This is a genomic window from Halostella sp. PRR32, from assembly GCF_034808085.1.
In the GTDB taxonomy this organism is placed as follows: Archaea; Halobacteriota; Halobacteria; order Halobacteriales; family Natronoarchaeaceae; genus Halostella; species Halostella pelagica.
This window is the reverse complement of record NZ_JAXHGL010000009.1, coordinates 23890-38566: the sequence shown is the minus strand read 5'-3', so window position 1 is coordinate 38566 and position 14677 is coordinate 23890. Positions and strand designations below refer to the sequence as shown.

The window sequence follows — 14677 nt, the reverse complement described above, 5'->3', positions numbered from 1 at the left end:
GCATCAATGAAAGTACTGACCGTCGTCGGTGCACGACCGCAGTTCATCAAGGCGTTTCCGGTTTCGCAGGCGCTTCGAGAGTCACACGAAGAGGTGTTCGTCCACACCGGACAGCACTACGACGAAGGCCTCTCGGACATCTTCTTCGAGGAACTTGCGATTCCCGAACCGGACTACCATCTCGGTGTCGGGTCGGCGTCGCACGCGACCCAGACCGCCGAGATGATGACTGGAATCGAATCGCTGATCGACGAGGAGTCCCCGGATGTCGTCCTCGTTTACGGGGACACGAACTCGACACTGGCCGCGGCGATCGTCGCTGCCAAGGAGGACGTCGCGATAGCGCACGTCGAGGCCGGCCTCCGGAGCGAGAACTGGTCGATGCCGGAGGAGGTAAACCGCGTCCTCACCGACCACGCGTCGGACCTCTTGTTCGCCCCCAGCGAGAGCGCCGCGGAGAACCTCCGTGAAGAGGGTCTCACTGCCGGAGTGCACGTGACTGGCGACGTGATGCACGACGCGGTTCTCCACGCTCGAACGCGGGCGCAAGACTACTCGTCTATCACCGACGACCTCGGCGTCGACGACGGCGAATACGTCCTCGCCACGGTCCACCGCGCCGGCAACACTGACGACCCGGAGCGCCTCGAAGCTATCATGTCGGGTCTGTCGGCGTCACCGGCCCCCGTCGTCTTTCCGGCGCACCCGCGGACCGTCGGCGCACTCGAGCAGCACGGACTCTGGGAAACGTACGCCGACGAGATGCGACTGATCGAACCGGTCGGATATCTCGATTTCGTTCGACTGCTCGACGGGGCCGAACGCGTCGCCACGGACTCCGGTGGCGTTCAGAAGGAGGCGTTCTATCTGGACACCCCCTGCGTGACGCTTCGTAACGAGACGGAGTGGACCGAAACCGTCGAGTGCGGATGGAACGTTCTCGTCGGCGCGCGGGAGTCGGATATCCGCACAGCGTTGACCCAGCAGTTCGCCCCGGAAGAGAATCCTCCCCTGTACGGGGACGGTACTGCCGCCACGAGAATACTGGATGCCCTCGACTATGCGTGATGACCACGCGTTCGCGCTGTGTCTGACACACGACGTCGATAGGCCGTTCAAAACCTATCAGTCGATCTATTACGCGTTGCAGGAGCGGCCGTTGTACCATCTCAAAACGGCGATCCGGCGGACCAACCCGTACTGGCAGTTCGACGAAATACGGTCGCTGGAAGCCGAACTCGGCGTTCGCTCGGCGTTTTACTTCCTGAACGAACCGCACCTGTTCAGGGGGACCAGCCCCCGCGAGTGGTTTCGACCGGCACGGTGGGTCCAACACATCGGGAGTTACGACGTGGAATCGCCGGAGATCGCCGACGTTATCCGGTGTCTGGACGCAAACGGCTGGGAGATCGGCCTCCACGGGTCCTTCGACTCATACCGCGACAAGGAACGGCTTCGATACGAGAAGGACGTTCTGGAGAACGTTCTGGGTCACCCCATCGTCGGCGGTCGGCAACATTACCTGCATCTGGACGTTCCGGAAACCTGGCGGTACCACGACGACCTCGGTCTCCAGTACGACGCCAGCCTCGGGTCGTCACACGAGTACGGTTTCCAGCACGGGTACGAACCGCTCCGTCCGTTCGGCGATTCGTTCGTCGTCTTCCCGCTGACCGCGATGGAGACCGCCCTTCCGGACCCCGGCGAGGAGTTCGATAAAGCGTTCGAAGCCTGCGAGGACCTGCTCCTGGAGGCCGCGGCGAACGACGCGGTCATGACGGTGTTGTGGCATCCGAGATACTTCAACGAGGACGAATACCCCGGCTACCGTCGGCTGTACTATCGTCTCGTGGAGCGGGCGCTCGACCTCAACGGCTGGGTCGGTCCGCCCGGCGACCTCTACCAGCAACTGATGTCGACGGAGGAGCGTGCGGAACGGGGTATGGAGAGGATAACAAAGTTCTAATCCACCTCACCGAGGAACGAACCAGATGAACATCGAACGCCTGACGTTGGACCAGTGGGCAGACGCCCTACCGTCCGGCGGATTCGACGTGTTTCACACTCCTGAAGCGTTGCGAGTACTCGACGACCACGCCCCCGGGACTATGACGCTACTCGGCGGGTTCAAGGGACAGCAGTCCGTCGCACTGTTTCCCGCGTTCGTCCGAAAACGGTCTGTCGGCCGGGCGGTCACTTCACCGCCACCGTCGATGAGCGTCCCACACATGGGACCGATCATCAACCCCAATTCGCCGAAACAGCGCAAGCGGGAGAAACTAAACCGGAAGTTCGCTCGGGGCGTACTCGACGAACTGGACGCGTCGTCCGCACAGACGCTCTTCCGCGTCGTCACGACGCCCGGATACGGCGACCCGCGGCCCTTCGACTGGGCCGACCTCTCCGTCGAACCCGGTTTCACGTACCGGTTGCATCTCGACGGGCGGTCGCTCGACGACGTCATGAGTTCGTTTAGTAGCAGCCTCCGCCGAGATATCCGCAAGGCGAAGGAGTCGGACGCGGAGATCTCGGTCGAGGGCGTCACGGCGGCCCGTACGGTGTTCGACCGCATGGTCAACCGGTACGACGAAAACGACGACACGCTCCCTATCACGTGGCCCTTCATGCGCGACCTGGTCGACGCACTCGACGACCGGTGTCGCGTGTACGTCGTTCGGACGCCGGACGGCGAGTTCCTGAGCGGTATCGTGACGCTCTTTTCGAACGACACCGCCTACTTCTGGCAGGGCGGCGCTCGGGCCGATTACGACGGCGTCAGCGTCAACAGCCTGCTCCACTGGGCGATCATCGAGGACATCGTCGAGGACCCGGAACTCGATTCGGTCCACCAGTACGACCTCGTCGGGGCGAACACCGAGCGGCTCTGCAAGTACAAAGCGAAGTTCGGCGCACAGTTACACCCCTACTACGTCGTGGAATCTGCCGGTCCGAGCATGGAGATCGCAAAGCGGGCCTACCAGCTCGTCAAGCAGTAACGTCCTCCCCACCGCACTCGTTCCATCGCTACCGCGCTCGATCCGTGCGGAATCGGTGTGCTGACGAACTATCGTAGCCGCTGAGACGATTCACACGCTGATCGCATCGCTGTCGTGCGATCAGGTGTGCATTGACTTTCAGTGTGTACTATGACTGCAACAGGAACTCCAGTAGTGTATCGCCGGCTCTCGGCCACTCCTTTTCAGGTGAGCCGGCGGACGGCGACGAATCCCGAGAGACAGACCGCAATCAACGCGACGCCGACGCCGAACCCGGACATCCCGTTGCTCTCGCTCGTCGCGTTCGGCGGTTCCTCCCCGCTTTCGGCTTCCTCGACCCGGACCGTTGCTGTCGCCGTTCTCTCGGCGGCTTCTCCAGCAGTGATCTCGTAGGTCCCCGTCCGGTTAAATCGGACTGTGGCGGTCACCTCGGCCGATCCGTTAGCCGGGACCGTGACAGACTCAGTGGCGACGGGACCGTCGTCGGTGCGGAACGTAACCGTCCGCGTCAGCGCCGAGTCCCGGTCGTTACTCACCGTCGCCGTCACTTCGACGGGCGTTCCCGCGGTTACCTGCTGGTCGGTCACCGTGGCCTCTCGGACGACGCCGCCCGTTTCGGCGGGGACGACCGCTACCGGCGACGATTCGTCGTTCACGGAGAGAGTCGCCTCGCCGGTTTCGTCGGGGCTGACCGGCACGGTCACGGTTTCCGTTCCGTTCGCGGGCACTGACACCGTCCGCGACGTGACGTTCTCGCCGTCGAGGGCGACTGAGACGGTTTCCGTCGCGTCGGCGGTGCCCTCGTTCCGCAGCGTCGCAGTCACGTTGTTCGTCTCGTCGGCGCGGAGTTCGCCGCCGGTTTCGATGGCCGTTACGCTGACGTTCGGCCGCCGCACCGCGAGTGCGACCGACGAGAACTCGCCTGTAGTCGCTTCGAACCGGTACGGCTCCGCCGGTTCATCGGCCGCCGTCCCGTTCAGCCGGTGCCACTCGTTGCCCGTCCGCTGGTACAGCGCGGCGTCGGCGGGACGCTCCAGCGATTCCCCGTCCACTTGAACGGAGTACGTAACCGATTCCATCTCGACCGCCGGCCCGTCACTGACCGAGACCGTTACGGGCACGGAATCGGCTCGTAAACCGTCGGCCGCTTCGGTAGTCACGCTCGCGTTGAGGCTCTCGGCGCTCTCGGCGGGGACGAACTCGACGCTAACCGACCTGTTTTCCCTCCTCTCCCCCACCGGTTCGAACTGGACCGCCTCTCCCGCGCGAACGTTCTGGGCGGTCACCCGTGTGCTGTCTCCGTCTCTGACCGTCTCTACGGTGGTCTCCGGCGGACCGGAGGTATCAGATACCGGGGCACTGCCGGCGGCTCCGCCGCCGCCCGGGCTCTCGCCGTCATCGTCCTGATTCCCGTTACCGGCATCGCCGTTTCCGCCGTCCGGTCCCGACCCGTCGCTGTCATCGTCGCTACCGCTCTCGCCACCGCCATTGCTCCCGTCACCGCCGCCGTCGCCACCAGTATCGTCATCGCTCCCGTCACCGCCGTCTTCGCCCGCTTCGATCGAGATCTCGAACGATTCCTCTGCGGTGTTCCCGCTCGGGTCGCTGACGGTGACCGTGCCGCTGTAACTACCCGCCTCGTCGAACGTGCGGGTGATCTCCTCGCCGGTCACCGACTCGGTGCCGTCGAAGGTCCACCCGACCGAGGCGACCCGGTGATCGTCGCTCGACTCGCTCGCACTCAGCGTCAGCGTCTCGCCGGCAGTCCCGCTATCCGGAACGTCAGCCGCGACGGTCGGCGCTGTCTCGTCGGTCACGTCGACCGCGGTCTCGGCGGTATCTTGGTTGCCGTTCCCGTCGACGACGGTGACCGTTACGGTCCGTTCACCCGGTGTGTCGTACCCGTATCCGGTCGACGGTTCCGCAGTGGTCCGATCAACCGCTCCGTCGCCGGTCAGATCCCATCGGTACTCCGCGATGTTCTCACCAGCCGAACCGCTGGCGTCGAACGTGGCTTCGTTTCCTAGCTCCACGGAACCGGGGGATGCCGCGAGCGAGGCCGAGGGCGACGCGCGGTCGCATCCGCCCGTTCGAATCGTCGCCGAACTGTCCATCGAGAGGTCGACGTGGTCGCCGTCGGCGTCGCGGGCCGTCCAGCCTCGGACTCCGTCGCTGAACTCCGCTTCGACGGTGATACCGTCCGGTCCAACCCCGCGGAACGCGCCGCCGTCCGTGCGGTTTTCCTTCCAGTACCACTCTACGGCGCTCGCGTCGCCGTCGCGAACGAAACTATCGTTCCGTCTGGGGTAGTCGTCGTCCTCGACGGCCCACTCGCCGTTCTCGGGGAGGTCGGTCAGGGTCGCGTTTATCTGTCCGCCGCCCTCTCCGTCTCCGAGCCTGTCGTGGATGAAGACGAGGCTCGCTCTCTCGCTCCCGTTGTAGACGAAGAGCTGACTTTCGCCCGTCCGCTGTAGCTCTCTCGTTCCATAGGAACTGTACACGCCGACGTCGTCCGTTTCGTGCGACCGGTAATCGTAGTAGGAACTGACCGATTCGGTGGCGTCTCCGTACATGGTTAGTTCCCGGCAGTCCCCGTCCTGTACGACGGACGCGGTTCCCTCGTTCGCCGCAGCGACGGGAACGCCGGATATCAGTGCCACGAAGCTCGCTGTCGTGAGAACCATCGCGAGCGAGATACTCGCGAAACGCGTTGTTTGAGAATGCATCTTGACGAAACCTACTGGAGGCGGTGTTCTTTCAGAATGCTGTCCTACGGTTTCGTTATATCGGCGCTCGGCTCCGTGAGTCGTCCCCTCTCGGTTTCGTGCCGATGGGCCATCTCGGTCCTGGACTCTATTGAGTCGGGGTCGGTCGCGATGTCTACGATAACGTCGGTGAGGTTCACCGTCTCGCTCATCAACGTCTCGCGCCGACGCTCCCACCGTTCCGTCGCCGTCTCGTCGGCGAGTAACTCCGTCGCCGTCTCGGACACCTGGTCGAACGCTCGGAGGTTCCGAATCAGGCCGCGGTTTTCGAGTTCGATGAAGTTACCCATGTCGTCCTCGCCGACGAAGGAGTTCGACCTGATAGCGGGCGTTCCGAGCAGCGCCGCCTCCGTTACCATCGTCTGCGTGTCCGCGACGAGCAAGTCCGCCTCGGCCAGTGCGTCGTGGAGCAGCGCCGGGTGGACGTCGAACTCCCGGGCCGGCAGCGAGTCCGTGTCCATCTCCTTCCCTTCGTCGGAGAGCAACACCGTCGCCTCGTCGGCCAGATCCTCCACCAGTTGTCGCCGTTGCCCGGGGGTAAATCCGCCCTCTCCGACGTCGTGGTGAGAGCCGAAGGCGTTGAACCGCACCAGCACGAAGCGCTCGTCGGGGTCGAGACCGAGACGGTCGCGGACGTTCCCGGCGGGTTCGTACACGTCCGGGTGGAGATACGCACACTCCTTGAACCCGGGGAACTCGTAGTGGTCTTCGCCGAGATCCTTCTGGAAGGCGGCGGGGGTCAACATCGCGTCCGCGAACGGCTTCGATATCTTGTGGTCGAGCGACGTGGGTTCCGAGTCGAGGATGAGTACGACCGGCGAACGCGTTACCGCTCCGGCGTGAGCGGAGTACGCGCCCATTCCGAACACGAGATCAGGGTCGAACCGGACGCTGTAACTGAATATGTTCCGGTAGTGGTTCGGCAGGTTACGCAGTAACGAGTATTTGCTCGTATCACACTGACCGTACGTCGTGTACGGCAGGTCGTACCAGTCGAGCAGTTCCGTCGTACAGCCGTAGTCCCGGGCGAGGATCCGGGCGTCGTGACCGCGGTTCCGTAGCTCTCTCACCGCGTGCTTGTAGAGGTGCACGTGGGCGGGCGTATTGGTAAAAAACAACTGTCTCATCGGATCAGAGTCTGACAGCGGCGAACTTTGTTAGGTGGGGCTTGTTCTACCGCCCGGGTGGAGTTTGTATCGTGTAACCCCGTTCGGCGCGATCCAAGCGACCCCGCCGTCTACGATTTCTCGGATAGTCGCGCTCTCGCGTTCGACTCTTGCTCAGCTTTTCGTTCGTGAAACGGTCCCTGATATCCCATAGGCGGGCTATTACAATGTTGTCTGCACCGGTAGCAGGCTTCACGACTCATGTTTGCCGGATCTCGAATGAACAGACACCACGGGAGACGCTCAGCGAACCTCGTATGACGTTGAATTCACCTGGCAGCACACAGAAGCACCGATCCCCGGGGCCACCATCCATGGAAGGGAACCAGCCGACCATCATGCGCATCCTACGAGAGACGGTCGCGTACGCGCGACACCGGGACTACACCGGCTGGGACTACGGTGACGGGATGTCGAGTAAAATTCGGCAGGCGCTCCCGATCGACAACAAGTGGGTCAACATCGCCTTTCAGGAGACGATAAAGCGGTCCCCGGTCAACGTCAGGCCGCTGTTTCTCGTCGAGCAGCGCCGTAACTACAAGGGGACGGCGCTGTTTGCGATGACGAACCTGAACTTCCACCGGTTGAAAACGGACATCGATTACGGGACCGACATCGTCGGCGGGACGGACTATCTCGACGAGGCACACCAACTGCTCCAGTGGCTGATCGATAACCAGTCGACGGGGTACAGCGGTTTCTGCGGCGGGCACAAACACCAGATCCAGCATCTCGACGGACGGGGCGTTCCCAACGATCCGGACGTCGTCTCGACGTCGTACGCGGTCAAAGCCCTGCTCTCCGGCACCGATCTGGACTCCCGATACCCCGAAATAGCCCGCACTGCGGCCGACTTCGTCGTCGAAGACCTCAACTATCGCGAGGTGGACAACGGCGACGGCGCTATCATCAACTACCACAAGAACCACTCCGAGGAGTACTACACGATAAACGCCGGTGCGCTGGGCGCGCGTCTGCTCATCGAACTGTACGATTACTTCGGCGACGAGAAACTCCGCGAACGCTCGACGAAGATCCTAGACCATATCGCGAGAAAGCAGACCGACGTCGGCGGCTGGACGTACCGTGACCCCCCGTCCGCGTCACATCTCTCGATGGACAGCCACCACAACGGGTTCATCATCGAAGCGCTCCAGCAGTACCGGTCGCTCACCGGATCGTCGCGGTACGACGACACTATCGACCGGGCGCTGTCGTTCTACCGTGGCCTGTTCGACCCCGACGGAGCGCCCCACTTCGACGAGTCGAACGCCTACCCGCGGGACATCCACGCGGTGGCGCAGGGGATCCTCGTGTTCACCTACGCCGGCGACCTCGAGTTCGCGGAGCGGATCCTCCAGTGGACGCTCGACAACCTCTACGCGGGTGACGGACAGTTCTACTACCGGAAACAGCGGTTCTACACCAAGCGTATCACGCTCATGCGCTGGTGTCAGGCCTGGATGGCCTACGCGATGTCGGAGTATCTGACCGCTCAGCGACTCTCGGGGTCTCCTGACCAGACCGTCGAGATCGGATAACGGGCCCGGTTAGGCGGTTATTTAATAAGGAGATCGAGCCCTTTCTTCCGCGTACATGGACGTACTCATCGTCGGAGTTGCCGGTAAACGGACCGGCGGGATCGCACAGTACATCGCCGATCAACGTCGGCACGTGGACGATGCCGACCTCCGAGTGTACGATACGCACACGGCGTCCGACGGGGGAACCCTCTCGTTTCTTCGAGCGGTTCTCGCGTCGCTCTGGACCTTCCTCGCGTTCCCGTTCCGTCGCCGGCCGGACGTCGTCCACGTACACACCTCACATCAGTTCTCGTTCTACCGCTCGTCGCTGTACGTCCTCGTCGCTTCGTACCTCTGGCGTCGGCCCGTGGTGTTACACGTGCACGGTTCCTCGTTCGACGAGTTCGCGCTGACCGATTCGTACGCCGTCGCCGCGCTTCAGCGGATCGTCTTCGACGCCAGCGACCGGATCGTCGTCCTCTCGGAGTACTGGAAGGACGTACTCTCTCTCAAAGTCGAGGAAGAGAAACTGTTCGTCCTGCCGAACGCCGTCGACGCGTCGGAGTACTCCCCCTCGTTCGACCACGAGAAACCGCATCTCGTCTTCGTCTCGAACCACATCGAACGCAAGGGGATCGTCGGGTTCGTCGACGCTATCGACCGCCTCAAGCGAAACGAGACGCCGCCGTTTCGCGTCTCCATCGCGGGCGACGGTCCGCTCTCGGACCACGCGTCGTCGCTGTGTGAAACCTACGACGACGCCGAGTATCTCGGCTACGTCTCCGAGGAGCGAAAGCAGGCGCTGTTAGAAGACGCGTCGGTCTACGTTCTGCCGACGTACGCGGAGGGGCTTCCGATCGCCTTGCTCGAAGGAATGGCCGGCGGGAACGCTGTCGTGACGACCGACGTCGGAAGTATTCCGGAGGTTGTCGGCGACCGAAACGGTCGAATCATCACTCCTGGCGACGTCGACGGACTGAAGCAGGCGCTCAAGGCTATGGTCGAGGACCACGAGACTGCGACGGGCATGGGCGAGGCGAACCGGGACCTCGTCGTCGACGAGTACACCTGGTCGACGGCCAGCGACCGGCTTGTCGATCTGTACGCGGAGATAGGGGAGGAGACGAACGCGTAGTCGGCTACTCCGCGTATCCGAGTTGCTGGAGCCGCTCCGTCACCGTGTCGTCCGTAGCTAACTCCGTTTCAGACGGTCGCTCGGTTCTGATAGTCTTTCGTTCTCCAGTTTCGTACTCAAGCCAGGGGACTGTCACGAGCGAGTCCGTGTACACGCCCGGCGGATGACCCCACTCCTCGATCGGGACTGGCTCCGCCCGCTCGCCGATCATGTTTCCGTGGTCGGCCGTGACGACTGTTTTCCCGACGAGGTCGTCCAGCAGGTCGTGGACGGCGTCGAGAACGAGGTCGAAGTTGTCCCGGTAGGCGTGCCAGATCGTCTCCTTCGACACGTCTCGTTCCCCCTGCATGAGCTTTCCCCAGATGTCCGTCCCGTCTCCGTCCTCCAACCGATTGTCGACGGTGAGTTCGGGAGCGTTGATAAACGGGTAATGCGGCTGCATGAAGTGGACGATGAGGCGTTTGTCCGGATACTCGTCGTTCGCCTCGCGGGCGTACCGCACCATCGTCTCGGGCAGGACCGTGCCGTGTTCGTCGTTCCAGTCGTCCGTGTCCCAGACGTTGACGACGTCATGAAACGAGGCGTCGAGGCGGTCACGCCAGCGGTGCAGTTGCGGACTGGCGGTGACGTACACGGTGTCGTGAAGCGTTCTCCCTTCGAAGTTCGCTTCGAGGAACTCGACGGTGTGGGAACCGCGGGACTGGCGGGATTCGAGCGTTCCAGGCAGGTCGTGACGAACGTCGAACAGGTCGTACCGGCAGCCGTCTAACACCAGTAAGTTGTCCCAGTCCTCCATCACCACGTCGACGCCGTCGGTGTTGTACGGCCGGTTGTACAGCCGCTGGTAGTAGAGCCGATTCAGTTCGCGTCCGAAAAACGACGGGTTCGACGCGACGCGTCGGAGTCCCCGTCGAATCTGTCCGGCGGAGTACATCGGTTGATTGTACCTCTGTCATGGTCATAGTAAAGTGGACGTTACCGCCTGTGCGGACCACTGAGCAACGCTTCCACCGAAACCTCCCTCTCGTGGTTTCTGCCGCCTGTCGCCGGTATAGGAGGTCTATTACAATGCGAATGTGAGCGGGATACTGTCGGTATGCCGAACGGCTCTCGGAGTCATCTGTATCGTACTATGGACAGCGGACTGCTCGCTCTCGGGTTCCTCTCTCTCGCAGCGGGGATCTTCTTCGCGGCGAACGACCCGCCGAACGGCTACGAACTCTCCGTTTACACCGAGACGTCGATCCGCTTCTGGGTCGGCGTCAGCGTCGCTTTCATGGTCGCGCTCTTCGTCACGTTTACCGCCGGTCAGCTATGGCAGCGGTCGACCGCCCTGTTGCTCGCGGGGGCGTCGACGGTCGCTATCGCCGGCCTCCCGCTCGTCCGGGGGTACCGTTTCTACGGCTCGAACGACTCGCTGACGCATCTGGGGTGGGCCCGGGACGTTCTCTCCGGAACGACGGAGCCGGAAACGCTGTTTTATCCGGCGCTTCACCTGCTGACAGTCGTCTTCCACCGACTTACCGGGCTCTCCCCGGAGCGGTCGATGATGCTCGCGGTCCTCCTGCTTACCACTATCTTTCTCGTCTTCGTCCCGCTATCGGTCCGTGCGCTCACCGACAGTTACGACGCCGTCGCGATCGCAGTCTTTTCTGCCGCGTTCATGTTGCCGATCACTAACCTCAGCACCCACATCCACGCGCATTCGTTCACGCAGGCGACGATGTTTACCGGTTTGCTGCTGTTCGTCTTTTTCGTCTACGTGGCTCGTTCGCCGTCTTCCGCCCTGTCGATTACGCCGATCGACCTCCTGCTGGCGGTGGTCTCGTTCGCCCTCGTCATGTATCACCCGCAGCAAGCCGCGAACGTCCTTTTGCTGTTTCTCACCGTCTCGGTCGTGCAGTTCGTCGTTTCGCGCACGCCGTTCGGGATCGCTGAACCGATCCGCTCGCAGCGACGGTTCTACGTTCCGACGCTCGTGTTCGGGGCCATCTTCTTCCTCTGGACGTCGCGGTACGAACTGTTTTTCAGCGCCACTGAGTACGTCACTACCACCTTTCTCCAGTTCCTGCTGGGGTCGCCCGGCCCGATCGGCGAGTCCGTCCAATCACAGGGGGCCTCGCTCTCGGCGCTCGGCGCAGGGCTTCACGAGATCGTCTTCAAACTGCTGTTCCCGAGCCTCGTTCTCTCTCTTATCGCCGCTACCCTCATGCTCGCGGCGCTCACCGGCAGGCTAGACGGGCGACTCGGCAACAGGAACGCGATTGTGTTGTACCTCACGCTCGGTTTCGTCCCTATCACCGGCATCTTCGTCGTCTACTTCGTCGGGAGCATCTCCGAGCAGTACTTCCGCCACTGGGGTTTCATGATGTTGCTCGTATCCGTTCTCGCTCCGATCGCGCTCTATCGCTTGCTCGACGGTCTCTCGGGACGGTTCTCCACGCCGACGCTCCGCGCGGCGACCGTTGGACTCCTGATCGTGTTACTACCGCTCGCTCTCCTGACGGTGTTCCCGTCCCCGTACGTCTACATGCCCAGTCAGCACGTAACTGACACGCAGATGGAAGGGTACGACACCGCGTTCACCTATCACAATCAGAGTCTGGACCTCGTCGGGGTTCGGGGGGGACCCTACCGGTACAGCGACGGTATTCAGGGCGTCGCGGCGGCCGAAGAGGAGTATCTCCGCGGCGTGACGAGCGAGAACATGAGTCGGTTGCCGGAGACGGAGGGAGCGCCCCGCTATCTCGCCTTTTCGCAGTTCGACGTCGAACGCGAGGTGGGGGCTTATCAGGGTCTCCGGTACTCGCAGTCTGACTTCAGTGCCGTCCGGTCTCAGCCCGGCGTTCACCGGGTCAGTTCGAACGGGGACGTGGAACTGTACTACGTCTCTTCTAGCGACGCCGACAGCCAGGAGTCCGCCGACGGGGACGGCTCCGAGTCCGCCGCCTGATCGGCGATTCAGGCCGTCTATACGGCGGCCGGGGGCTCATTCAAACTGTCCATAACAAACACTCATTGTCTCTTACTATCGCTCAGAAGTCAGATCATGAAAGCTATCGTCCCAACGGCGGGTCGAGGGACGCGGTTGTTCCCACACACCCACACGAAGCCGAAGTCGATGGTTCGTATCGCCGGGAAACCGATCCTCGGCCACATCCTCTCCGGATTCGAGTCGACTGCCGTTTCGGAAGTCGTCATCGTCGTCGGCGGACCGATGAGCGACCAGGTCGTGGAGTACGCTCGCGACGCCTACGGCGACGCGTTCGACCTCACTTTCGTCGAACAGGCCGACCCGGAAGGGCTCGGACACAGCGTCTACCAGACTCGGCCCGTGGTTGCGGACGACCCCGCGATCATCGTCCTCGGAGACATGCTGTTCGAGAACGGGTACGACGAGTTTCTGGCCGCTCACGACGGGTCGAGCGCCGGCAGCGTCGGCGTCAAGCCCGTCGACGAACCGGAACATTACGGCGTCGTCGACACCTACGAGGGAGCCGTCGTCGATCTCATCGAGAAGCCGTCCGAACCGCCGTCGGACCTGGCTATCACCGGTGTGTACGTCATCGAGGACACTGCGACCCTGTTCGACGAACTCGAATACCTGATCGAGAACGACGTCCGCGGCGCGGGCGACGAGTATCAACTCACCGACGCGTTGCAAGGGATGACCGACCGCGGTTGCACGCTGTCCACGTTCGAGGTCGACGACTGGTACGACTGCGGCCGCCCAGAAACGCTCCTCGAAGCGAACCGCGTCACGCTCGACGAGACGGAGACGAACGGCGGCGACCGCCCGACTATCGTCCCGCCGGTCGACTGCGGCGACGACGTCACGGTCGAGGGGAGCGTCGTCGGTCCGCACGTCAGCCTCGCGGACGGCGTCACCGTCGAAAACAGCGTCGTCCGCGATAGCATCCTCGGGCGCGAGGCGACGCTCACCGACTGTAACGTAGCGCGCAGTATCGTCGGCGACAACGCGACTATCGTCGGCGAGTCGAAGGAACTCGACGTCGGCGACAACAGCACTGTCGAACTATGAGCGGGCGAGATCACGCAGTGGTCACCGGCGGTGCCGGCTTCGTCGGCAGTCACCTCGTCGACGACCTCGTCGCGGACGACTACCGCGTCACTGCCGTCGATAGCTTCGCCAGCGGCACGCCGGAGAACGTCTCCCACCACGCGGACGACGACCGCTTCTCTCTCCTCCAGCGGGACGTCCGCGACCCGCTGCCCGACTTCGATTCCGTCGATGTCATCTATCACTTCGCGTCCCGCGCGAGCCCGACTCACTTCGACTCCCACCCCATCGAAATAGCGATGACGAACAGCCTCGGGACGCGACACGTTCTGGAGGCCGCGGTCGAACACGACGCTCGCGTCGTCGTCGCCTCGACCAGTGAGGTGTACGGCGACCCCGAAGTCCACCCGCAGCCGGAATCCTACCGCGGCAACGTGAGCCCCCGCGGTCCTCGCGCCCCCTACGACGAAAGCAAACGGTTCGCAGAGGCTCTCTCGATGGCGTACGTCCGCAAGCACGACGTGGACGCTCGGACTGTTCGCATTTTCAACACCTACGGGCCGCGGATGCAACTCGACGACGGTCGAGTGATCCCGAACTTCCTCTCGCAGGCGCTCGCCGGTGACGACCTCACGGTGTACGGCGACGGCGAACAGACCCGGAGCTTCTGTTACGTCACCGACCTCGTCGACGGGATCCGCCGTCTCGCTGATCGGCCGGGACTACAGGGTGCAGTGATGAACGTCGGCAACACGAACGAGATCACGATACGGGAGCTCGCGACCGTCGTCCGAGACGTGGTCGATACACCGTCCGAAGTGACCTACGAACCGCGACCGACGGACGATCCGGATCTCAGGTGCCCCGACGTGTCCACCGCTCGCGAGAGACTCGACTGGGAACCCAAGGTGCCTCTGCGTGCGGGACTCGCCCAGACCGCGGACCACTTCCGCACGCGACGACACGAGATAGTCGGGTCCACGCCGGAGGACTGACCGCTTGGCGTGTAGTCGCAGGATAACTAATACCGTCGGACGATCTGATTAAATCATGTTCCGGACAGTACGGTCC

General features: G+C 62.9%; 11 protein-coding genes. 8 read left to right on the top strand and 3 right to left on the bottom strand.

From position 1 onward, the window contains the following. Positions 1–6 precede the first annotated feature (6 nt). Genes wecB through SM753_RS19335 form a run of 3 tightly spaced genes read left to right on the top strand, consistent with a single transcriptional unit; the run spans position 7 to position 2996 of the window. Positions 7–1068 (top strand): non-hydrolyzing UDP-N-acetylglucosamine 2-epimerase, encoded by a 1062-nt coding sequence (gene wecB / locus SM753_RS19345; RefSeq protein ID WP_135536967.1) that lies wholly within the window; start codon positions 7–9, stop codon positions 1066–1068. Then, positions 1061–1966, top strand: coding sequence for a polysaccharide deacetylase family protein (locus tag SM753_RS19340; RefSeq protein ID WP_323192755.1), 906 nt, complete (start codon positions 1061–1063; stop codon positions 1964–1966). The genes wecB and SM753_RS19340 overlap by 8 nt, the downstream gene beginning before the upstream one ends. Positions 1967–1991: 25 nt before the next feature. Next, the gene (locus tag SM753_RS19335; protein ID WP_323192754.1) at positions 1992–2996 is read left to right on the top strand and encodes a GNAT family N-acetyltransferase; all 1005 of its coding nucleotides are present in this window, start codon (positions 1992–1994) and stop codon (positions 2994–2996) included. Positions 2997–3199: 203 nt separating this feature from the next. Here SM753_RS19335 and SM753_RS19330 read toward each other — a convergent pair whose 3' ends face one another. Next, a complete protein-coding gene (locus tag SM753_RS19330) occupies positions 3200–5722 on the bottom strand; it encodes a PKD domain-containing protein (protein WP_323192753.1) in 2523 nt (840 codons plus the stop codon). 44 nt (positions 5723–5766) lie between these two features. Beyond that, complete coding sequence (locus SM753_RS19325; protein ID WP_323192752.1) at positions 5767–6888, bottom strand: DUF354 domain-containing protein; 1122 nt, start codon at positions 6886–6888, stop codon at positions 5767–5769. 353 nt (positions 6889–7241) lie between these two features. Between SM753_RS19325 and SM753_RS19320 the strand changes: the two genes are divergently transcribed. Both SM753_RS19320 and SM753_RS19315 read left to right on the top strand, forming a co-directional pair. Further along, a complete protein-coding gene (locus SM753_RS19320) occupies positions 7242–8468 on the top strand; it encodes a prenyltransferase/squalene oxidase repeat-containing protein (protein WP_323192751.1) in 1227 nt (408 codons plus the stop codon). A 55-nt stretch (positions 8469–8523) separates the two neighbouring features. Further along, positions 8524–9585, top strand: coding sequence for a glycosyltransferase family 4 protein (locus SM753_RS19315; RefSeq protein WP_135536961.1), 1062 nt, complete (start codon positions 8524–8526; stop codon positions 9583–9585). 4 nt (positions 9586–9589) lie between these two features. Here SM753_RS19315 and SM753_RS19310 read toward each other — a convergent pair whose 3' ends face one another. Further along, the gene (locus tag SM753_RS19310) at positions 9590–10519 is read right to left on the bottom strand and encodes a hypothetical protein (protein ID WP_138799165.1); all 930 of its coding nucleotides are present in this window, start codon (positions 10517–10519) and stop codon (positions 9590–9592) included. Positions 10520–10717: 198 nt separating this feature from the next. Between SM753_RS19310 and SM753_RS19305 the strand changes: the two genes are divergently transcribed. From SM753_RS19305 to SM753_RS19295, 3 genes are all read left to right on the top strand, one after another. Next, a complete protein-coding gene (locus SM753_RS19305; protein ID WP_323192750.1) occupies positions 10718–12538 on the top strand; it encodes a hypothetical protein in 1821 nt (606 codons plus the stop codon). Positions 12539–12634: 96 nt separating this feature from the next. Further along, positions 12635–13627: a sugar phosphate nucleotidyltransferase gene (locus tag SM753_RS19300; RefSeq protein ID WP_323192749.1), complete on the top strand. Its 993-nt coding sequence runs from the start codon at positions 12635–12637 to the stop codon at positions 13625–13627. After that, positions 13624–14601 carry a UDP-glucuronic acid decarboxylase family protein gene (locus tag SM753_RS19295; protein WP_138799167.1) on the top strand — a complete coding sequence of 326 codons (978 nt, stop codon included), beginning with the start codon at positions 13624–13626 and terminating at the stop codon, positions 14599–14601. Before SM753_RS19300 ends, SM753_RS19295 begins: the two co-directional genes overlap by 4 nt. Positions 14602–14677 lie beyond the last annotated feature (76 nt).

Coding starts and splice junctions, on each gene's coding strand:
- SM753_RS19340 (WP_323192755.1), top strand. CDS start 1,061: ATGCGTGATGACCACGCGTTCGCGCTGTGTCTGACACACGACGTCGAT.
- SM753_RS19300 (WP_323192749.1), top strand. CDS start 12,635: ATGAAAGCTATCGTCCCAACGGCGGGTCGAGGGACGCGGTTGTTCCCA.
- SM753_RS19335 (WP_323192754.1), top strand. CDS start 1,992: ATGAACATCGAACGCCTGACGTTGGACCAGTGGGCAGACGCCCTACCG.
- SM753_RS19315 (WP_135536961.1), top strand. CDS start 8,524: ATGGACGTACTCATCGTCGGAGTTGCCGGTAAACGGACCGGCGGGATC.
- SM753_RS19310 (WP_138799165.1), bottom strand. CDS start 10,519: ATGTACTCCGCCGGACAGATTCGACGGGGACTCCGACGCGTCGCGTCG.
- SM753_RS19320 (WP_323192751.1), top strand. CDS start 7,242: ATGGAAGGGAACCAGCCGACCATCATGCGCATCCTACGAGAGACGGTC.
- SM753_RS19305 (WP_323192750.1), top strand. CDS start 10,718: ATGGACAGCGGACTGCTCGCTCTCGGGTTCCTCTCTCTCGCAGCGGGG.
- wecB (WP_135536967.1), top strand. CDS start 7: ATGAAAGTACTGACCGTCGTCGGTGCACGACCGCAGTTCATCAAGGCG.
- SM753_RS19330 (WP_323192753.1), bottom strand. CDS start 5,722: ATGCATTCTCAAACAACGCGTTTCGCGAGTATCTCGCTCGCGATGGTT.
- SM753_RS19295 (WP_138799167.1), top strand. CDS start 13,624: ATGAGCGGGCGAGATCACGCAGTGGTCACCGGCGGTGCCGGCTTCGTC.
- SM753_RS19325 (WP_323192752.1), bottom strand. CDS start 6,888: ATGAGACAGTTGTTTTTTACCAATACGCCCGCCCACGTGCACCTCTAC.